The organism is Halobacillus sp. BBL2006 (genome assembly GCF_000786645.1).
Lineage (GTDB): Bacteria > Bacillota > Bacilli > Bacillales > Halobacillaceae > Halobacillus.
In genome coordinates this window covers 1-3198 of record NZ_JRNX01000421.1, presented here as the reverse complement: position 1 = coordinate 3198, position 3198 = coordinate 1, and the positions used below count along the sequence as shown (strand labels likewise).

Genomic DNA, 3198 nt, shown 5'->3' with positions numbered 1-3198 from the left:
CATTAATGGCCGGTGAACTTTTAAGTAACGGTCCTGGACTTGGTTACTCGCTCCGTTATGCTCAGGATTATGCACGAATGGATCAAGTCATTGGAATCATTATCATTATTGGTGTGATCGGCGCCATCGTCGATCAAATCGTGTTCTCGAAGCTGGAAAAAAACGTGATGAAGCGTTGGGGATTATTAAAAACATAAGATGGGAGATGAGATTTGATGAAAAAAATCTTAACTGGAATCGTGATCTTAGCTGTAGGGCTGTTTCTTGCCGCTTGCGGTGAGAGCGCTGGTGCAGACTCGAATGGGGAAGGGAATACGGATGAAATTACCATCGGTTATTTTCCTAATATTAACCACGTAGCAGGAATGGTCGCAGAAGAGAAAGAGTTGTATTCTGAAACTCTTCCAGATGGAACAAAAGTGAACTATCAATATTTCCCGGATGGATCTTCTTTCATGACAGCACTTGAAACAGGAGACATCCAGGGAGGTCTCGTTGGACCCGGACCTGCCATGAACCACTTTACGAGTGGGGCAAAAATCAATGTCGTTGCTGCCGGTTCAACAGGTGGAACGGTCATCATGGCCCGAAATGGTGCGAATATAGATTCACCAGAGGATATGGCAGGAAAAACTTTTATCTCGCCACGCGTCGGCTGTACACATGATGTTCAGTTTGAAACTATGATGAAAGAAGAATATGGCATCACTTCCGATCGAATCGATGGAAAAATGAAGCATGTAACCGGGAAGCCAGCCACTTACGCAAGCCTTTTTGAAACAGGAAAAGTGGATGTTGCCACAGTTCCTGAACCATGGGCATCCTCCATTGAGGCAGAAGGAAATGGAGAAGTACTTGTTGATACACCAAACGTAGCCTACGGTGAGACGCTGCCAGCAGCTGTTTTTGTTACTTCTCAGGATCTTGTGAAAAACAACCCGGAAATGGTGCAGAACATCGTTGACGCTCATAAACAAGCGACAGAATTCATTCAGGAAAACCCTGAAGAAGCAAAGGAAATCGCGATCAAGAAAATTAAAGACATCACAGATCAAGAGCTTTCTCAAGAAGTCATTGACAATGCATGGGAGCGAATCGACTTCACTTATGAAGTTGAAGAAAAGGACTTACAGGATTTCGCGAATTCCTCGTATGACCTTGGCTTCTTAAAAGAAAAACCAGATCTTACTGGTCTTGTTGATAAGAGTTTTATTAAATAGTGAAAAAAGGTGCCTCTCAAAAGGCACCTTTTTTAAGTGGTTTGACAGACAGGCTCGTAAATGTGCATCATCCACTTACCAATGTCTTCAAACCCTATACGTTTATAAATGCTCCCTGCAGCAGGGTTATCATAGAAAAGACAAAGCATTTTTCCTTCTGATAAAAGCTCTTTACAAAGCCTAGTCATACAAAGACTTGCGAATCCACGCTGTTTATAATTCGCATGTGTGCAAACTCCTACCACCATGGCAGACATGGAATTTTCAGCGGTCGTAGAAGCGGAAGAGACAATTTTGCCATCTCGTTCTAAATAAAACGTTCGCGAAGAACCATTCTCCATTCCTTTTGTAAGACTGTCAGCCCTTGTACGATCTTTTTCAAATTCAGGAACACTGTCCTGTAATGCAACGATTTTCGGTACATCTTCGACTGCTGCCATTCTGACTTCTGAATGGTTTAAGGAAGTGTCCAATTGTTGATTGCTTTCACATTTTGCGTAATAAAGAGTGCGCGTCCTAAGGGATGTCCTTTCAATGTAGGGGAGGAGTTTTTCTGTCATCTCCTCTAGACCAGACAATTCTTTGAAATCAAGATCGTTATTGATGACCTCAGCAAGGCCTTTCGCATCAAAATTGTGCTCTGCGTAGCAAATATAATTGCTGCGGTACTTTAGTAGGACTGCGATGAGGTCCCCATCGTCAGTGAAGTCTCCCCACACTTTTTGAAACTCTTGTTCGTATCCAAAGTTTTCAATGTCTCCGATGATGAACAGGTTTTCAGCAGGTTTTCTGGATAGAAGGTTTTGACAAGCTGGATCATCTTTTTGAGAAAGTCTGCGAATCATTGGATTATCCCTCCTTAGGTAAAATTTAATTAATTGTAACAAAATTTTCCTGAATTACAATCCTTTTTTTAATACAAAGATAAATTTCGATTCCTTCCTTTAGTTTCTCTGAAATGGGTCAAACTAAGAAAACAGGAGGGATTAGCGTTGAAATTATTACTAATTACGATTATGAGCTTCTTTCTGATGAGTAGTGGAGGATGGGTACATGCAGATGCAGAAAGTCTGTACCAAATCAGACACAAAGATCAGATCACGCAAGATTGGGAAATCCACGCAGAATATCCGCTTTTCGATCAGCTTGAAAGTAAAGATCTTCAAAAGAAAGTGAACACGATGATTGTACAGAAACTCGAACGTACCTTTAGGGATGTCCAGAGAGAAGCAAGTGAGGTCATGGGATTTCCGGTGCTTTACTATGAAGAAACGGCTGTCTACAAAAATAAAGAATTTTATTCCGTTGTCATGACGACGAATATTACGCGGGGTGATCAATATAACTCTCAGGTGACATCGATTAACTTTTCGGATGAACCGGGAGGAGACATTCATGCTTTAAAGGATTTTGTCCATATGGATCGTTTAAATAAAGAGGTAAGAGCGCAATTAGCGCAGGATCAGGAGACGTATAAATTCCACAATTTTAACGGGGTAAGGGACACCACAGCTTTTTATGTAAATAAGGATAAATTGGTCTTGGTCTTTAATAAATATGAGATTGCAGCGGGGGTTCACGGAACACCGGAGATTGAGATTCCTTTAGAAAAAGTTAAAAAAGAAGAGAAGACGGATAAGACTTACGCTCCGCTTCCTCCAATCGTCTGAACTTATCCACAGAATTAATGTATTTACACCAGAGGATCCAGGTGGATATCAACATTATCCACATTCGTTAGTGGGTGAGTTATAAACAACTGAGGTTTGACTATGTGGTTGTAGTATCAAATGATCAATTGAGTTATGCACACTGTGCACAACCTTGTGGATAAACGTTGCTAACAGTCATGAGTCTATTTTTTATTAAGTTAAAGCTCCTTTATCTGGAAAAATCAGTTTCGAGACTTTTTCATGTTTCCGTTGCCTTGGATAGAAAAAGGAGGTCCGGGAAATCACTCGCTTTCCATGGGCATGTG

The 3198-nt window shown here is 41.1% G+C and carries 3 protein-coding genes and 1 pseudogene; 3 read left to right on the top strand and 1 reads right to left on the bottom strand.

What is annotated here, in order from left to right; translation table 11 throughout:
- Positions 1 to 197, top strand: a pseudogene (locus LD39_RS12745) (ABC transporter permease); the annotation flags it as partial.
- Positions 198 to 215: 18 nt separating this feature from the next.
- Positions 216 to 1220: an ABC transporter substrate-binding protein gene (locus tag LD39_RS12740; protein ID WP_035547302.1), complete on the top strand. Its 1005-nt coding sequence runs from the start codon at positions 216 to 218 to the stop codon at positions 1218 to 1220.
- A gap of 32 nt (positions 1221 to 1252) precedes the next feature.
- On the opposite strand, the gene LD39_RS12735 is transcribed toward LD39_RS12740, so the two are convergent.
- The gene (locus LD39_RS12735; protein ID WP_035547299.1) at positions 1253 to 2065 is read right to left on the bottom strand and encodes a GNAT family N-acetyltransferase; all 813 of its coding nucleotides are present in this window, start codon (positions 2063 to 2065) and stop codon (positions 1253 to 1255) included.
- Between the two features lie 147 nt (positions 2066 to 2212).
- Here LD39_RS12735 and LD39_RS12730 point away from each other — a divergent pair, with 147 nt between their 5' ends.
- Positions 2213 to 2890, top strand: coding sequence for an RsiV family protein (locus LD39_RS12730; RefSeq protein WP_035547296.1), 678 nt, complete (start codon positions 2213 to 2215; stop codon positions 2888 to 2890).
- Positions 2891 to 3198 lie beyond the last annotated feature (308 nt).

Coding starts and splice junctions, on each gene's coding strand:
- LD39_RS12740 (WP_035547302.1), top strand. CDS start 216: ATGAAAAAAATCTTAACTGGAATCGTGATCTTAGCTGTAGGGCTGTTT.
- LD39_RS12735 (WP_035547299.1), bottom strand. CDS start 2,065: ATGATTCGCAGACTTTCTCAAAAAGATGATCCAGCTTGTCAAAACCTT.